Source organism: Sphingomonas sp. 28-62-11, assembly GCF_002278865.1.
Taxonomy (GTDB): domain Bacteria; phylum Pseudomonadota; class Alphaproteobacteria; order Sphingomonadales; family Sphingomonadaceae; genus Sphingomonas.
Window position 1 is genome coordinate 49,269 of sequence record NZ_NCGB01000003.1, and the last position, 14,762, is coordinate 64,030.

The window sequence follows — 14,762 nt, forward strand, 5'->3', positions numbered from 1 at the left end:
TGCACCCAGCGCAAGAGATTATTTGTGCGCCGCAACATTTTTCGATGCTGCAGCTATCAAACTGAAATGAAAGCGTATTATTTTGCTTTCACATAATCGCCCGGCGCATCACCGAGTGATTTGAGCCGTCCCTTGCCGGGTCTGCGCGCACCTTTCACCGGTACCGTCGTCGCATCCTGCGCGCGGATCCAGTCGATCCAGTCGGGCCACCAACTGCCCTTGGTCTCCGTCGCCCCGGCGACAAAATCTTGAAGCGATTCACCGAGTTCCGGGTTGGTCCAGAACTGATATTTTCCGGCAGCCGGCGGATTGACCACCCCGGCAATATGCCCCGATCCCGCCAGCACGAATCGCAATGGCCCATGGAAGTGCCGGGTGATCTGCCAGACGCTTTCGGCAGGGGCGATGTGATCATCGCGCCCCGCCTGAATATAGCATGGTGTCGTCACTTGCCCCAGATCGATCGGCGTGCCGGCAATTGCCAGCGCACCGGGCTTTACCAGCAGATTATCCCGGTACAGATCGCGCAAATAGCTGAGATGCCATTTGGTCGGCAGGTTGGTGGTATCTCCGTTCCAGTGAAGCAGATCGAACGGCGCATAATCCTGGCCGAGCAGATAATTGTTGGTGACATAATTCCAGATCAGATCGCGCCCGCGCAGCAAATTGAAGGTCGCCGCCATATAACGCCCGTCGAGAAACCCTTCTGGGGAGAGCTGCTCGATCCGCTGCATCTGTTCATCATCAACAAAGTTGAGCAATTCGCCCGCGCGCGAAAAATCGACCTGAGCGGTGAAGAAGGTGGCGCTTTTCACCCGGTCCGCCTGCCCGCGCGCGGCCAGCACGGCGAGCGTCGCGGCAAGCGTCGTCCCCGCCACGCAGTAGCCGATCGTATGGACCGAATCGACCTTCAGCAGATCGCGGATCGTATCGATCGCATCGATTTGCCCGGCCTCGACATAATCATCCCACACCACGTCCTTCATCGTCGAATCGGCCGATTTCCAGGAGACGACGAACACCGTCAGCCCCTGATCGACCGCCCATTTGATGAAGCTTTTCTCGGGCGTCAGATCGAGAATGTAGAAGCGGTTGATCCAGGGCGGAAAGATGACCAGCGGCACCGCAAGCACGTCTGGCGTGGTCGGCGTGTACTGGATCAGCTCGTAGAGCGGCGTGCGCTTGATGACCTTGCCCGGTGTCATCGCCAGATTGCGCCCGACGGCGAAGGCGTCCGGATCGGTATGGGTGAGTTGCCCTTTGGACAGATCAGCCAGCATATGCTGCAGCCCATGGAGCAGATTCTCGCCGCCAGACTCGAGCGTCTTTTCCAGCACCAGCGGGTTGGTGGCGGGAAAATTGCTGGGGCTCATTGCATCGACAAAACCGCGCGTGGCGAAGCGCAGTTGCTCGCGCTGGCGATCATCGATGCCCTCGACTGACTCGACGCCGCGCAACAAGTGATCGGAGACGAGGAAATAGCTTTGGCGGATCCAATCGAACACGGGATTTTCGCGCCACTGCGGGGCCTTGAAGCGCTTGTCGCGCTCCTGTTCCGCGGTTTCCGCGATCGGCTCGGCCAGGTCTGGGGCGATGAAATGCTGCCACAGCTTCATACTATCGATCCAGAAATCGCGGGCGCGCTCGATCGTGCGCTGATCAGTAAAGCCCGGAATGATCGGCAAGGCAGGCGTTTCCTGCATCGTCTGCAGCCCCGCCTCGAGCATCATCTGCTGCGCACGGCCCATCACCCAGGTCCAGTGCTGCATGTCTTCAAGGCTGGGAATGGCGAAGTTCGGCAAGGATTGCTCATCGACTGCCGCCACGGACGTCGCTGGCTGCTTTGCCTTCGCTTTTGGCTTGCGCATCACATCCTCAATTCTTGTTATTTGCGCCCGCTTACCCCAAGCTTTGTCCGCCGTCATTCACCCCGCGCGGCAAATCGCGTATGAACGGGGTCAATTGACGCCTCGCGCCGATGGAAAGCACCCATGTCCGACGATTTCTACCGCATCAAACGCCTGCCCCCCTATGTCATCGCCGAAGTGAACGCGATGCGGGCGCAGGCGCGCGCGGGCGGGGAGGACATTATCGATCTCGGCATGGGCAATCCCGATCTGCCCCCGCCGCAGCACGTGATCGATAAATTGTGCGAAGTCGCGGCCAAGCCCGATGCGCATGGATATTCAGCGTCGCGCGGCATTCCCGGGCTACGCAAGGCGCAGGCAAATTATTACGCCCGACGTTTCGGCGTCGATGTCGATTCGGAAAGCGAAGTCGTCGTCACGATGGGATCGAAGGAGGGGCTTGCGAGCCTTGCCACCGCGATCACCGCACCCGGAGACGTCGTGCTTGCGCCGAATCCGAGCTATCCGATCCACACCTTCGGCTTCATCATCGCCGGCGCGACGATCCGCGCGGTACCGACCACACCCGACGAGCATTATTGGGAAGCGCTGGAACGGGCGATGAACTTCACCGTGCCGCGCCCTTCGATCCTCGTGGTGAATTATCCGTCGAACCCGACGGCCGAGACGGTCGACATTGCCTTTTACGAGCGGTTGGTGAACTGGGCGCGCGAGAACAAGGTGTGGATCATCTCCGACCTTGCCTATTCCGAACTCTATTTCGACGGCAAGCCGACGACGTCGATCCTGCAGGTAAAGGGCGCTATGGATGTCGCTATCGAGTTCACCAGCCTCAGTAAAACCTATTCGATGGCCGGCTGGCGGATCGGCTTTGCGGTCGGCAACAAAAAGCTGATCGCGGCGATGACGCGGGTGAAATCCTATCTCGATTACGGCGCGTTCACACCGATTCAGGCCGCTGCCTGTGCTGCGCTGAACGGCCCGCAGGACATTGTCGAGCGCAACCGTGAGCTTTATCACAAGCGCCGCGACGTGCTGGTCGAAAGCTTTGGCCGCGCCGGGTGGGACATTCCGCCGCCGCGCGCATCAATGTTCGCCTGGGCACCGCTGCCGCCAGCGCTGGCGCATCTGGGTAGCCTCGAATTTTCCAAGCAGCTGCTGAGCCACGCGAAGGTCGCGGTCGCGCCGGGGGTCGGCTATGGCGAAAATGGCGAGGGCTATGTCCGCATCGCCATGGTCGAGAACGAGCAAAGGCTTCGCCAGGCCGCGCGCAACGTGAAGAAATATCTGGCGAGCATGGGCGTCAACACGCCTGCCCAGACGGGGTAGTTGACGGCAACGCGGCCACCCGCCAACAGGCCGGGCATGGAACGACCCGGCTTTGCTTTCTCCACCCGCCTCAAAGTCCGCTATGCCGAGGTCGATGCACAGCGCATCGTCTTCAACTCGCGTTACCTGGAATATGCCGATGTCGCGGTGACCGAATTCTGGGAATGGAGCGGGCTCGAGGCGCTCGGCCCGATCTGGACCGAGGCCGAGTTTCACGTGCGGCACACCGAAATCGATTATCACCTCCCGTTCCGGATGGGCGACGAAATCGAGGCATTTGTGCGGATCGCCCGCATCGGCACCAGCAGCCTGACCCAACAGTTCGATCTGTGCCATGCCGCGACGGGCGCGCTCCACTGCGCGATCACGATGGTGATCGTGCATGTCGACCTGCCGAGCGGCGCCCCGACGCCCATTACCGCGCCAGTGCGCGATGCACTGGAACGCCTGATCCCGAATTGACCCTGGCCTAACTCGCTTGAATAATTGTAGCGCACGCTACGAAAATCGGTTATGAAGCGTCTGCTACATAACTCGAGGAACTGGGCATGAAGTCCCGCAGTGCCAATTTCCGATTAACCGAACCGCCATTGGCAGCGTCGCACCGGAGCTATTCGGCGGCGCGCGCCTGGAGCTCTTCGCTCGCGACATGCTCCGGCAGCGACCAAAGCAGGTCGGCCTTGGTCAGCACCCGGCCATCCCAGGCCCGCACTTCGACCTGGGCAATCGGCCGACGATCGCGCTCGTCAACCAGCACCGGCGTAGCAGGCATGCCGGTTTCCCAGCGTTCCCCCCATTGCCGCAGGGCAATCATCGTCGGCAGCAGGGCAAAGCCTTTCTCGGTCAGCCGATATTCGATCTTGCGGCGATCCTCGGGCATCGGCTCGCGCTTCAGGATGCCGTGTTCGACCAGCCGGGCAAGCCGATTCGCAAGGATATTGCGAGCAATGCCGAGTTCGGACTGGAATTCTTCGAAATGATACAGACCGTTAAATGCGGCGCGGAGGATCAAGAACGACCACCGCTCACCCATGGCCTCAAGCGCAGCCGGCAGGCTGCATTCGGCCAATTCGCGCAAGGGTTCTCGCAACTTTGTTTCCATACGAATGCAATCCTAGCGCAATTTGTTCGTCATGCGAATGAAATATAAGTTTTCAGTTGCAACTGGCTACTTATTCTACTAAGTATCGATTCGCAACCTAATTCGGTTGCTTTCTAATCCTCCCCCGAACCGATCATGGAGTTCATCATGACACGCATTCTCTCCGCTGCCGCTGCTCTTGCCACGTCGGTTCTGCTCGCATCGGCAGCACCTGCCTTTGCTGCACCCACCGGCTATTACGCGGCAACGCCCGTCACCGCGCCGACCAAGACCAAGGTGATTACCGCTGGAACGCTGTGGAATTGTGCCGACGGCGTCTGCACTGCCAAGCAATCGACCCAGCGTGACGTGATCATGTGCCAGATGGTCGTCCAGCGTGTCGGCGCCCTCAGCGCCTTCACCGTTGCCGGCACGCCTCTCGACGCTGCCGCGCTCGCCAAGTGCAATGAGCGTGCGAGCTAAACGCAAGTAAATGTTGCAAAGCAGCAGCACGCGGGGCCATCGTACCCGCGTGCTGCGGCAATATGAACTTGTTGATCGGGTTTTAAGCTACGATCCCCAGGCCAATGAGGCGCTGCTGAACCGCGCCTATGTCTTCTCGCTTCAGGCGCATGGCAGCCAGAAACGAGCATCAGGCGATCCCTATTTCAGTCATCCGATCGAGGTGGCCGGTATCCTGACGGACCTGCATCTCGACGACGAGACGATCGCTACCGCGATCCTGCATGACACGATCGAGGACACCGTCGCCACACCCGAGGAAATCCTTCGGCTGTTCGGCCCCAATGTCGCGCGGATGGTCGATGGCGTGACAAAGCTCAGCAAGATCGAAGCGCAAACCGAAAACGAACGCGCCGCCGAAAATCTGCGTAAATTCCTGCTCGCTATGTCAGACGATATCCGGGTGCTGCTGGTGAAGCTGGCGGACCGGCTGCACAATATGCGGACGCTGCACTACATCGCCAACCCCGACAAGCGACGCCGCATCGCGCGTGAGACGATGGATATCTATGCTCCACTTGCCGAGCGAATCGGCATGTATGAATTCATGAAAGAGATGCAAACGCTCGCCTTTCGCGAGCTCGAGCCCGAAGCCTATAGCTCGATCACCAAGCGCCTGGTGCAATTGCAGGAAGGCGATGGCGACCGGATCGAGAAAATCGCCGCCAGCTTCAAACAGCTGCTGTCGCGCGGCGGGGTGGAGGCCGATGTATCGGGCCGCGAAAAGCACCCCTATTCGATCTGGAAGAAGATGGCCGAACGGCACATCAGCTTCGAACAGCTATCCGATATCATGGCGTTCCGGCTGATCGTGCCATCGGTAGAGGAATGCTACAGCGCACTGGGTATCATTCACCGGCGCTGGCCGATGGTGCCGGGGCGGTTCAAGGACTATATTTCTACCCCCAAACGGAACGGCTATCGATCGCTGCACTCATCGGTGATGCATGCCGAGAATACCCGCGTCGAAATACAGATCCGCACCCAGGAAATGCATGCCGAGGCCGAACATGGCCTGGCCGCCCATTGGGCCTATAAGCAGGCGAAGGTCCGCCCCGATAATCAGATCCGCTGGATCGCCGACCTGATCGAGATCCTCGACACTGCCGAAAGCCCGGAGGAGTTGCTCGAACACACCCGCATGGCGATGTATCAGGATCGCATCTTCGCCTTCACCCCGCGCGGTGAGCTGATCCAGCTGCCCAAGGGGGCAACACCGATCGACTTCGCCTACGCGCTTCACACCGATCTGGGCGATCAGGCGGTGGGCGCCAAGATCAACGGTCGTGTCGTCCCGCTGCGCACCCAGATCGACAATGGCGATCAGGTCCAGATCCTGCGATCCAAGGCGCAGGTGCCGCAACCCGGCTGGCTGAACTTTGCCATCACGGGCAAGGCGCGCGCCGCCATCCGCCGCCATTTGCGCCAGACCGAGCGGACCGAGGGCCAGTCGCTGGGCCGCAAGATTTATGACGAGATTATCCAGCGCCTGCCGGTAACGCCGGCTGGCGACGCGATCACTGTCGCGCTGAAGCGGCTGAAACTGCCCGACGAAGCCGCGCTGATGGAGGCCATCGCCAAACGCCGAATCACCGATGCGCAGGTGATGGAGGCGATGATGCCCGGATCGGCTGGCAAGGAGATGCTCCGCAACCTGCCCCCGCAATCGGCCGCAATCTCGATCCGCGGGCTGAAGCATGGGATCGCCTTTCGGCTCGCCGAATGCTGCCATCCCGTGCCCGGCGACCGAATTGTCGGCCTGCGCCACCCCGACAAGCCGATCGAGGTGCACTCGATCGACTGCAAAACGCTGATCGACGGCGACGATGCCGATTGGGTCGATCTCGCCTGGGGCGACAAGACCGAAGGCGCTACCGCGCAGATCGCGGTTCAGCTGAAGAACGAACCTGGCGCCCTGGGCGTGGTCGCCACGATTATCGGCGCGCACAAGGCGAACATCCTCGGGCTGCGGCTCGACAACCGCGACACGGGCTATCACACCAACACGATCGATGTGGAGGTCCACGATCTCCATCACCTGATTCGCCTGATCGCCGCGCTTCGCGCCGCCGATGCGGTGAGCGCGGTGGAACGCGTGTAGCAACGCTGAGATATGACGCTGCAAGTACCCAGAATATTGCCCAGCCGCTACTATGTTATCATTGCGTAAAAGTAACAACTTTCTATCTTGTCGGTGATTGGGGGCAGGGCCGTGAGTCGATTTCTGACGTTCGTGGCCGTGATTGCAATAGCGCCGACTATTGGTGGGTGTACCATCATCACGGTTAGCCCCGAAAGCAGGGTGACTTCGATTCGGCCTGGGATCCTGAAGATAGAACCAGCAGCTGGCGCTGGCATGATAGCTTATCGGGTGCGCGGGCTTGGTGTTGTAGCGGGACGATCTGGTCCCACGCTGGGTTGGGCGTCGGAAGATACTGTTCTCGTTTATGAAAAGGCACGGTGTGGCATTATCGTATTTGATCAACCGAAGAATGCCGAAGCAATGACATTTTGGCGCAACATGGCCAAAGATCGGCCAGATATTTGTGTGATGGGGGAGAAGGAATGAACAAGAGTATCGCCATTGGCTGCATAATCGCCCTAACTGCGCTCAGTGGCTGCGCTTCACTGGAACAGGCACCCCTGGTCTATTCATCGACAAACCAGATCGGCGTGATCGTTTCAGGCGGCAAGGCGGAGAGCCCCACCCCCAGCATCATGATCGGATATAATGGTGTCGATGTCGCTTTTGTCCCGGTGGCGGTGGCGAAGCATTGCGAGAGAAAAGCGTCTAAGTCCAACACCACCAAACGCTGTAAAGAAATCGATCCCGATATCAAGGGCATCTGGGGCACGAATAAAAAAAGCGGCCAATCCACATCAGACGATGCGAAGATCGATCGCCTTCAGTTAGATATTGCTGCAATCAATCAGGAAAATGAACGGTTGAGAGATTCGATAAAGGACAAGGAACGCGACATCAAAGATATCGAGAAAATTCCAGCGCTCGAAAATGAAAAATCTCAACTGGAAACTGTATCTGGTGATGCTGAAGGGGCTGCTTCCCCAGCAAATGCCAACCCTGTCCGACTGGCAGAAATAGAAGTCGAACTAAAAAGGCTAAATGCACTCAAAAATCAAAATCTCCTACAGAAAAAGGCGGATATTACGACAAACATCACGCAGAACGCCGAAAAAGCGAACGCGCTTCTGCAGGATTTGCGGCGATTGGAAGCGCGAGTAGATACCGCAAAGAACGACGATAAACGCGATGCACTTTCAGTTTACGGCACCTTCAACGGCAATGCTAATGGCGACAGTCAAAAAGGCGCGGGGCTGACGGTCGGCAAAACCTTTTCAACCGGCATCGCTGCCCAGAACATCAGTCAGGGTCTTCTCGAAGGCGGCGTGGCGATTGCGACCGCGCAGTGTTTTCGGGTCGCAAAGGAGGTTTTGGCAATGGTGAAACCGGAAGAACGCACGGCAGACATGGTGAGGGCGGCAATGGACAATTGCGCATTGCCGACAACGTCCCGCCCATAATCGAGGGATCTAAAGCGCGCCACTGGCGTGCGCCAGAGGCGGGAAATCGCGGTGCCAAGCGAAAGACAGATCGTGTCAGTCGCGAGCTATTGCGCAGAAAACGGGTCGCTTCGCGATTCCCTATTCGCGAAACAGCGGCTAGAGGGGCCGGATGCGTCGTCCTGCCCTTTCCGTCGTCGTCCCCTGCTACAACGAAGCAGCGTGTCTCGACATCCTTCACGCCCGCGTCTCTGCCGCTGCCCAGGCGGCGGTCGGCGACGAATACGAGATCGTGTTCGTCAATGACGGATCGAAGGATGACAGCTGGCCTGTCATGCAGCGGCTCGCGGCGGCTGACCCGCATCTGGTGGCGATCAACCTGTCGCGCAATCATGGGCACCAGCTGGCACTGACCGCGGGTCTAGATCTGTGCTGTGGCGCGCAGATCATGATCATCGATGCCGATCTGCAGGACCCGCCCGAATTGCTGATCGACATGCGCGCTACCATGGCCGCCGAGCAAGCCGATGTCGTTTATGCCGTGCGCCGCAAGCGCGAGGGCGAAACGATCTTCAAGAAGCTGACCGCCGCGCTTTTCTACCGCGTGCTCGACCGAGTAACCGATACCCCCATTCCGCTCGATACCGGCGATTTCCGGCTGATGAGCAGGCGCGCGCTCGATGCATTCCTGAGCCTTCCCGAACAGGCGCGCTTCATCCGCGGGATGGTGGCTTGGATCGGCTTTCGCCAGGTGCCGTTCCTGTATGATCGCGCCGAGCGGCATGCAGGCGAAACCAAATATCCGCTCGCCAAGATGATCCGGTTCGCGCTCGATGCGGTAACGGGTTTTTCGACCGCGCCCTTACGGTTCGCCAGCCATGTCGGGCTCGCGCTGACCGCTGCGTCACTGCTCCTGTTCGTCTATATCGCAATCGGGTTCTTTACTGGCAGCGCGGTACAGGGCTGGACGTCGACGATGCTGGTCGTCGTGCTGCTTGGCGCGGTGCAGATGTTCGTGCTGGGGATGATCGGCGAATATCTCGGGCGGCTCTATGTCGAATCAAAGCGGCGGCCGCTCTATCTGGTGGCCGATGTTGCCGGGCCGATCGGCGGCAAGGCGACGCTTGGTTACCGCGCCGAACCGCCAGTTGAAGCGCAAGCTGCCGAGCCGATCGCGCCACCCGCACCACGCATGCGCAAACCGCGCGTCAAGCCGCCGGTGACGCCCCCACACTCGCCAGCGTAACGATCGATACGCCAGGCGGCAGCGGCACCCGCCCGACGAGATGGCGTTCCCAGCCGAAGATCGTCTCGAACAGCGTATTGAGCGGCTTTGGCGGGGGCGAATCATCGCTGTCGTCGCGGCCTGACAATCGCCCCGCCACCCGCGCCGCCGCCGCCAGCGGAAACAGCAGCGAATTGAAATAGCGCAAGCCGTTATGGCTAAGCCTCGCAGCGGCAATGGCCCGGCCAAGCGTCGCCTTGGAATAGCGGCGGTGGTGATGGTTTACCACGTCATGCGCGCTCCACATCCATTGGTGCGCGGGCACCGCGATCAAAATCTTGCCGCCGGGTTTCAGGCAATCGCCCATCGCCTTCAGCGCGGCGACATCATCCTCGATATGCTCGACCACATCGAGCACGGCGATCAGATCATAGGCACCGCGTTCAATGCCCGGCAGTTCGGGCAAGGGGGCGGCGAGCACCGGCTTGCCAAGCCGCTCGCTGGCAATGCCGCGCGCAACCGGATCGATCTCGATCGCCTCGACATCGCCGAAGCGCGCCAGCATCGGCAGATTGTGCCCGGTGCCGCAGCCGATCTCCAATATGCGTGCATCCTTGGGCAGATGCCCCTCACGCGTCAGGTAATCGGCCAGAATCTCGCGCCGGGCGCGGTACCACCAGTGCGTGGAATCATGCGCCGCCATGCGGTCGTAGACGATCCTATCCATTGGTCGGCGTGCCCCCGAACACCCATTGCCGATTGAGCGCAAAGGTCGCGATCGGCGTGATCGTCACCACCGGGATCAGCGCGACCCAGGCGGGCAATCCCGCCAGCGCCGTCACGCCCCAGGTGAAGCCGGCGTTCAGCGCCAGCCCGACGCCCTGCACGATCACGAATTTCAGCTGTTGTCGCCCGCCGCTTTCGCGCGTGCCGTGCCCCTTGAAGCTCCAGCGGCTGTGCAGGAAAAAACCGATCGTCACGGCGACGGCGAAGGCAAAGGGCACCGCATACACCGCCTGCTCGTCGCGAAACACATAGGCCGTCAGCGGCAGATAGACCGCCGAATAGACCACCGTCGACAAGCCGCCCGCGATCGCAAAGCGAACCAATTGGTCGACCACCTCGCGCCCGCCGAGGACATGGCCCAGCTGGTCGCCGATCTGATTGCCGAGATGATGCAGAGTTTTCACGTGCCGCTTGCCCTTTAATGGGGCCGCACTAGAGCGCAGGGACGAGCGAGGGAAGCTTCTTTGACCGATACCGATCAGCGACAGATGCCCTATGCGCGCGAACTTGAGCGTCACTGGCTCAGCCTGACGCTGATCGCCTGGGTGCTGATCGCGATCTGGTTCGTGTGGGAGCGCCGGTCGGGCATCTATTGGCTGTCGCTCGGCGACACCGACGATAACATGCGGCTGATGCAGGTCCGGGCGCTGCTGAACGGGCAGGGCTGGTATGATCTGCGCCAGTATCGGCTCAACCCGCCCGCTGGCTTCGACATGCACTGGAGCCGGATCGTTGATCTGCCGCTGGCCGGGCTGATCCTGCTGTTCAAACCCTTTGTCGGCACGGTAATGGCGGAAAAACTGGCCTGCGGCATTGCGCCGTTGCTCCCGCTGTCGGTCACCATGGCTGGCCTCGCCTTCACCGTTCGACGGCTGGTGAGCCCGGTCGCTTGGCCGCTCGCGCTGATTTTCCTGCTGCTCTGCACCACGACGATGCTGATGTTCATGCCCAACCGCATCGATCATCATGGCTGGCAGCTAGCATCCCTGAGCATCACCGTGGCAGGCCTTGCCGATCCGCATCAGCGCCGCAGTGGCATTACCGTCGGACTTGCGAGCGCAGTTTCGCTAAGCATCGGGCTCGAATTGCTGCCGTACGCTGCAGGAGCCGGCGCGATCATGGCCCTGCGCTGGGTATGGGACCGGGCCGAGGCACCACGATTGAGCGTGTACGGGCTCGCGCTCGCCGGGGGTAATGCGATCGGCTATGTGCTGTTCGCCTCCAACGCCAATAGCGTCCTGCGCTGCGATGCGCTGACACCGGTGTGGCTGAGTGTGATGATCGAGGCGGGGACGCTGCTGTTCATCCTCGCGCGAATCAACCCCGATGGCCGCGCGATCCGGCTCGGGCTGGCGGCGGCCGCCGGCGTGGCGATCATCGCCGCCTTTGCGCTGGTGTTTCCGCAGTGCCTGGGGCGGCCCGAACAGGTCTCACCCGAACTCGCGCGTAATTGGCTGAACAATGTGCGCGAAGCCCGGCCGATTTACGTGCATCCGTGGCGAAACGCCGTGCCCGTCGCGGCGCTGCCGATCACCGGGCTGGTTGGGGCGATCATCGCCACTTGGCGCGCGCGGCGCAGTGATCGGTTCGCGGCCTGGGCAGCTGTGTTGCTGTTCACCCTGTTCGCGGGTGGACTAATGCTGTGGCAAGTCCGCGCAGGCGGTGCCGCACAATTGCTTGCAGTGCCGGGGGCCGTGGCGCTTGGCTGGATCGTCTTTCCCTGGTGTCTTGGCCACCGATCGGTGCTGGTGCGTGTGTTCGGCACGGTGACGGCGTTCATGATCGTATCGGGCGCTTTCGTTGGCTTCGTGGTGAAGTACGGCGTGCCCGACAAGCCGACTGTGCGGACCAAGACGATCAACCGGGCGAGCGCGTGGTGCCCAACCATTCCGGCACTCAGCCCGCTCAACCGGCTGCCATCGCAGACGATCTTCACCTTTGTCGATCTGGGGCCGCGGCTGATTGCGGTTACGCATCATTCGGCGGTGGCCGGGCCCTATCACCGCAATGGCGACGCCATTCTCGATGTGCAGCATGCCTTCAGCCGCACGCCCGATGAATTTCGCGCGATCGCCAAGCGCCACGGCGCGACGCTGTTGCTGATCTGCCCGAACATGCCCGAATCGACGATCTATTCGGTGCGCCACCGCAAGGGCTTTTATGCCCGGCTCATAAAGGGCGACGTGCCTGTATGGCTTGAGCCGGTGCCGCTGCCTGCGAAATCGCCGCTGAAGCTCTGGCGCATTCGCTAAAAGAAGCTCGCCCTTAAGCCGTCGATCACGAACTGGGCGGCCAGCGCCGCCAGCAGCACGCCGAGCAGCCGTGTGACCACTGCTTCGATCCGCGCGCCAAGAATGCGCATGATCGGCCCTGCCAGGATGAGCGCGAGCAACGTCAGCGCTAGGATCGTGCCCAGTGCCGCTAGAATGACCAGCGTGCGCTCAATCCCGGTGCCCTTTGACATGAGCAGCATGATGCTGGCGATCGAGCCCGGCCCCGCGATCATCGGCATTGCCATCGGGAAGACCGACACATCCTCGATCTCGGGTGTGTCGAGCAGCTTCTGCGCTCGATCTTCGCGGCGCTGGGTGCGCTTTTCGAATACCATTTCGAGCGCGATCAGGAACAGCATGATGTCACCCGCAATGCGGAAACTATCAAGGCTGATCCCTAAAGCGCGCAAGATATCCTGCCCGAACAGCGCGAACACGACGAGAATTGCCCCTGCGATGAGCACCGCGCGGATCGCCATCGCGCGGGCATGCACCGCCGGCACGCCTGCGGTCAGCCCGGCATAGATTGGCGCGCAGCCGGGCGGGTCGATCACCACGAAAAAGGTGATGAGCGCCGAGACGAAGAGCTCCATCAAAGTTCCGCCAGATCGAGCGCCACGCCTTGGCGGCGGCTGGCCGAGATCAGGGTATTGCGGAGCAGGCAGGCGATCGTCATCGGGCCGACGCCGCCGGGCACTGGCGTAATGGCGCTGGCGACGCTCGCCGCGCCGTTGAAATCAACATCACCGATCAGCCCGTCATCGGTACGGTTGATGCCGACATCGATCACCACCGCGCCGGGCTTGATCCATTCGCCCTTGATCATCTCGGGCCGCCCCACCGCCGCCACGACGATATCGGCGCGGTGGACGATCCCCGGCAGATCACGCGTTTTCGAATGCGCGACGGTGACTGTGCAGCTTTCGGCGATCAGCAACTGCGCCATCGGCTTGCCGACGATGTTCGACCGGCCAATAACAACCGCGTCGAGCCCGGCCAGATCACCCAATTGATCCTTGAGCAGCATCACACAGCCATAGGGCGTGCAGGGCACGAACCCCGGCAGCCCGGTCGCGAGCCGCCCGGCATTCACCGGGTGGAAGCCATCGACATCCTTGTCGGGGTCGATCGCCATCAACACCGTATCTGCATCGATCTGCGGGGGCAGCGGGAGCTGGACAAGAATGCCGTCCACCGCAGGATCGGCGTTCAGGCTCGCGACCAGCGTGAGCAATTCATCCTGTTCGGTATCGGCGGGCAGGCGATATTCGAAGCTCGCCATGCCTGCGGCGATCGTCGCTTTGTGCTTGTTGCGCACATAGACGGCGGATGCCGGGTCTTCGCCCACCAGGACCACGGCGAGTCCCGGCGCACGACCACCGGCATCGCGCAGCGCCGCAACCTTGGTCGCAATCCTGCCCCTTAAGGCTGCCGCAAAGGCTTTGCCGTCGATAATCTGTGCGCTCATGCGGGCGGGCCATAGAGCGCGGCGGCACTCTGCGCCAGCCTTTGCGGATCGCCGGTCAGTGCCAATCGCTTCAAACGAGATGTCTGGCCGCCGATCAGCGCCACATCGCGTCGGGCGAGGCCAAAGGCCTTGGCCACCAGCGCAATGAGCGCTGCGTTGGCAGCGCCCTCAACCGGCGCGGCGGCGAGACGGGCAGCGAAATGAGCGTCGGTACCCGGTCCGATCATGTCGCGCCCGCCCCGCGGCGTGACGCGCACAGCGATATGAATGCCGTCAGCCGTGGCGGTCCACGGCCGTTGATCGTTCAGAGCGGCGCGCCGGTCGCGATCGAATTGGCGACATTGCCCAGTACCATCTGCAGGATTTGCAGCGCGATCAGCACGACGGCGGGCGAGAAATCGATCTGGCCGAAATCGGGCAGCACCCGGCGGATCGGGCGATAGATCGGCTCGGTCAGCTTTTCGAGCCCCTGGTGCAGCTGGCGGACGAAATCATTATACGTATTGATCACGTTGAACGCGATCAGCAGCGACAGGATGATCTGGACGACGATGATCCACCAGACCAGGTTGAGCAAAACCATCGCAATCTGAATGAGCGTGATCAATCGGGGCACTCCATTGGCCAGAACAGGCGTTATACTACACTAAAACACATCGGCAAGTCACAGGGCAGATCGCTCACGATA

General features: G+C 61.1%; 16 protein-coding genes. 8 read left to right on the forward strand and 8 right to left on the reverse strand.

What is annotated here, in order from left to right; translation table 11 throughout:
* Window positions 1–77: 77 nt before the first annotated feature.
* Window positions 78–1,769 carry a PHA/PHB synthase family protein gene (locus tag B7Y49_RS01795; protein ID WP_374125887.1) on the reverse strand — a complete coding sequence of 564 codons (1,692 nt, stop codon included), beginning with the start codon at window positions 1,767–1,769 and terminating at the stop codon, window positions 78–80.
* Between the two features lie 222 nt (window positions 1,770–1,991).
* On the opposite strand from B7Y49_RS01795, the gene B7Y49_RS01800 reads away from it, so the two are divergent.
* A complete protein-coding gene (locus B7Y49_RS01800; protein WP_374125851.1) occupies window positions 1,992–3,197 on the forward strand; it encodes a pyridoxal phosphate-dependent aminotransferase in 1,206 nt (401 codons plus the stop codon).
* Window positions 3,198–3,233: 36 nt separating this feature from the next.
* Window positions 3,234–3,659, forward strand: coding sequence for a thioesterase family protein (locus B7Y49_RS01805; RefSeq protein WP_374125852.1), 426 nt, complete (start codon window positions 3,234–3,236; stop codon window positions 3,657–3,659).
* Between the two features lie 148 nt (window positions 3,660–3,807).
* On the opposite strand, the gene B7Y49_RS01810 is transcribed toward B7Y49_RS01805, so the two are convergent.
* Entirely contained in the window at window positions 3,808–4,299 is a 492-nt protein-coding gene (locus tag B7Y49_RS01810) for a helix-turn-helix domain-containing protein (protein ID WP_374125853.1), read from the reverse strand.
* A gap of 147 nt (window positions 4,300–4,446) precedes the next feature.
* On the opposite strand from B7Y49_RS01810, the gene B7Y49_RS01815 reads away from it, so the two are divergent.
* From B7Y49_RS01815 to B7Y49_RS01835, 5 genes are all read left to right on the forward strand, one after another.
* Window positions 4,447–4,761: a hypothetical protein gene (locus B7Y49_RS01815; RefSeq protein ID WP_374125854.1), complete on the forward strand. Its 315-nt coding sequence runs from the start codon at window positions 4,447–4,449 to the stop codon at window positions 4,759–4,761.
* A 49-nt stretch (window positions 4,762–4,810) separates the two neighbouring features.
* Entirely contained in the window at window positions 4,811–6,901 is a 2,091-nt protein-coding gene (locus B7Y49_RS01820; RefSeq protein ID WP_374125888.1) for a bifunctional (p)ppGpp synthetase/guanosine-3',5'-bis(diphosphate) 3'-pyrophosphohydrolase, read from the forward strand.
* A gap of 132 nt (window positions 6,902–7,033) precedes the next feature.
* A complete protein-coding gene (locus B7Y49_RS01825) occupies window positions 7,034–7,369 on the forward strand; it encodes a hypothetical protein (protein ID WP_374125855.1) in 336 nt (111 codons plus the stop codon).
* Window positions 7,366–8,343, forward strand: coding sequence for a hypothetical protein (locus B7Y49_RS01830; protein WP_374125856.1), 978 nt, complete (start codon window positions 7,366–7,368; stop codon window positions 8,341–8,343). The genes B7Y49_RS01825 and B7Y49_RS01830 overlap by 4 nt, the downstream gene beginning before the upstream one ends.
* A gap of 151 nt (window positions 8,344–8,494) precedes the next feature.
* The gene (locus B7Y49_RS01835) at window positions 8,495–9,568 is read left to right on the forward strand and encodes a glycosyltransferase family 2 protein (protein WP_374125857.1); all 1,074 of its coding nucleotides are present in this window, start codon (window positions 8,495–8,497) and stop codon (window positions 9,566–9,568) included.
* Here the strand turns inward: B7Y49_RS01835 and B7Y49_RS01840 are convergent.
* Both B7Y49_RS01840 and B7Y49_RS01845 read right to left on the reverse strand, forming a co-directional pair.
* A complete protein-coding gene (locus B7Y49_RS01840; protein ID WP_374125858.1) occupies window positions 9,531–10,274 on the reverse strand; it encodes a bifunctional 2-polyprenyl-6-hydroxyphenol methylase/3-demethylubiquinol 3-O-methyltransferase UbiG in 744 nt (247 codons plus the stop codon). The genes B7Y49_RS01835 and B7Y49_RS01840 overlap by 38 nt on opposite strands.
* Window positions 10,267–10,695 (reverse strand): GtrA family protein, encoded by a 429-nt coding sequence (locus B7Y49_RS01845; protein WP_374125889.1) that lies wholly within the window; start codon window positions 10,693–10,695, stop codon window positions 10,267–10,269. Before B7Y49_RS01845 ends, B7Y49_RS01840 begins: the two co-directional genes overlap by 8 nt.
* Before the next feature lie 126 nt (window positions 10,696–10,821).
* On the opposite strand from B7Y49_RS01845, the gene B7Y49_RS01850 reads away from it, so the two are divergent.
* On the forward strand, window positions 10,822–12,585 hold the full coding sequence (locus B7Y49_RS01850; protein WP_374125890.1) for an AcrB/AcrD/AcrF family protein: 1,764 nt from the start codon (window positions 10,822–10,824) through the stop codon (window positions 12,583–12,585).
* Here B7Y49_RS01850 and B7Y49_RS01855 read toward each other — a convergent pair.
* Genes B7Y49_RS01855 through B7Y49_RS01870 form a run of 4 tightly spaced genes read right to left on the reverse strand, consistent with a single transcriptional unit; the run spans window position 12,582 to window position 14,681 of the window.
* A complete protein-coding gene (locus B7Y49_RS01855) occupies window positions 12,582–13,202 on the reverse strand; it encodes a MarC family protein (RefSeq protein WP_374125859.1) in 621 nt (206 codons plus the stop codon). The two genes, B7Y49_RS01850 and B7Y49_RS01855, sit on opposite strands and share 4 nt — an antisense overlap.
* A complete protein-coding gene (gene folD, locus B7Y49_RS01860; RefSeq protein WP_374125860.1) occupies window positions 13,199–14,074 on the reverse strand; it encodes a bifunctional 5,10-methylenetetrahydrofolate dehydrogenase/5,10-methenyltetrahydrofolate cyclohydrolase in 876 nt (291 codons plus the stop codon). Before folD ends, B7Y49_RS01855 begins: the two co-directional genes overlap by 4 nt.
* Window positions 14,071–14,382 carry a DUF167 family protein gene (locus B7Y49_RS01865; protein ID WP_374125891.1) on the reverse strand — a complete coding sequence of 104 codons (312 nt, stop codon included), beginning with the start codon at window positions 14,380–14,382 and terminating at the stop codon, window positions 14,071–14,073. Before B7Y49_RS01865 ends, folD begins: the two co-directional genes overlap by 4 nt.
* Window positions 14,379–14,681: a YggT family protein gene (locus B7Y49_RS01870; RefSeq protein WP_374125861.1), complete on the reverse strand. Its 303-nt coding sequence runs from the start codon at window positions 14,679–14,681 to the stop codon at window positions 14,379–14,381. The genes B7Y49_RS01865 and B7Y49_RS01870 overlap by 4 nt, the downstream gene beginning before the upstream one ends.
* Window positions 14,682–14,762 lie beyond the last annotated feature (81 nt).

Excerpts from the sequence above, each read along its gene's own strand:
- B7Y49_RS01795 (WP_374125887.1), bottom strand. The coding sequence starts at position 1,769 with ATGCAGCACTGGACCTGGGTGATGGGCCGTGCGCAGCAGATGATGCTC.
- B7Y49_RS01800 (WP_374125851.1), top strand. The coding sequence starts at position 1,992 with ATGTCCGACGATTTCTACCGCATCAAACGCCTGCCCCCCTATGTCATC.
- B7Y49_RS01805 (WP_374125852.1), top strand. The coding sequence starts at position 3,234 with ATGGAACGACCCGGCTTTGCTTTCTCCACCCGCCTCAAAGTCCGCTAT.
- B7Y49_RS01810 (WP_374125853.1), bottom strand. The coding sequence starts at position 4,299 with ATGGAAACAAAGTTGCGAGAACCCTTGCGCGAATTGGCCGAATGCAGC.
- B7Y49_RS01815 (WP_374125854.1), top strand. The coding sequence starts at position 4,447 with ATGACACGCATTCTCTCCGCTGCCGCTGCTCTTGCCACGTCGGTTCTG.
- B7Y49_RS01830 (WP_374125856.1), top strand. The coding sequence starts at position 7,366 with ATGAACAAGAGTATCGCCATTGGCTGCATAATCGCCCTAACTGCGCTC.
- B7Y49_RS01835 (WP_374125857.1), top strand. The coding sequence starts at position 8,495 with ATGCGTCGTCCTGCCCTTTCCGTCGTCGTCCCCTGCTACAACGAAGCA.
- B7Y49_RS01840 (WP_374125858.1), bottom strand. The coding sequence starts at position 10,274 with ATGGATAGGATCGTCTACGACCGCATGGCGGCGCATGATTCCACGCAC.
- B7Y49_RS01850 (WP_374125890.1), top strand. The coding sequence starts at position 10,822 with ATGCCCTATGCGCGCGAACTTGAGCGTCACTGGCTCAGCCTGACGCTG.
- folD (WP_374125860.1), bottom strand. The coding sequence starts at position 14,074 with ATGAGCGCACAGATTATCGACGGCAAAGCCTTTGCGGCAGCCTTAAGG.